1 protein-coding gene is annotated in these 556 nt (G+C 28.2%); it reads left to right on the top strand.

Features of this window, described 5'->3' with window-relative positions:
- Positions 1 to 345: 345 nt before the first annotated feature.
- The coding region (locus KI356_RS27575; protein ID WP_212937048.1) for a single-stranded DNA-binding protein at positions 346 to 556 on the top strand (211 nt) is incomplete at its 3' end.

The raw sequence follows: 556 nt of genomic DNA, 5'->3' as shown, positions 1-556 counted from the left end.
TCACAACCTTCATATGTAGTTAAGTTATTAACATTATATAATATAGATAATTAAGTTTAAAGATGTTAGATTTGAGTTTTCTTAAATTCCGAACATTATGAGGCTATTTAAAGGATAAGGCAAAATTGAGTTTGATTATTCAATTGTGGTTAGTACACTAAACATATTAATTTTAACGTACGGATTGGAAGTGATGACATCGAAAAATTTTCTATGTTCATTGGGACTTTCTTCTTGAATGAACTATTAATAAAAATATTATTGCTAATCAAGAAGGAAGAGGAGATAGAAGATAATTTCTACACAAGAATATTATGTAGAAATTAAGAGAAGGTTTTTATATCAGTGTTATTAAATTATTACACATATAATTTAATACAGAGATTTAATAGAGTTGTATTAATCGGTAGATTGACAAAGGAGCCAGAATTATACTACACAAAACAAGGTGTCGCTTATGCACGAATATGTGTTGCGGTGAATAGAGGGTTTCGAAATAGTTTAGGTGAACAACAAGTAGATTTTATAAATTGTGTTGTTTGGAGAAAATCGGCTG

The sequence above is a fragment of the Bacillus hominis genome, from assembly GCF_018332515.1.
GTDB lineage: Bacteria > Bacillota > Bacilli > Bacillales > Bacillaceae_G > Bacillus_A > Bacillus_A hominis.
Note: the sequence above shows the minus strand (reverse complement) of the source record. Positions and strands in the feature narration are given on the sequence as shown.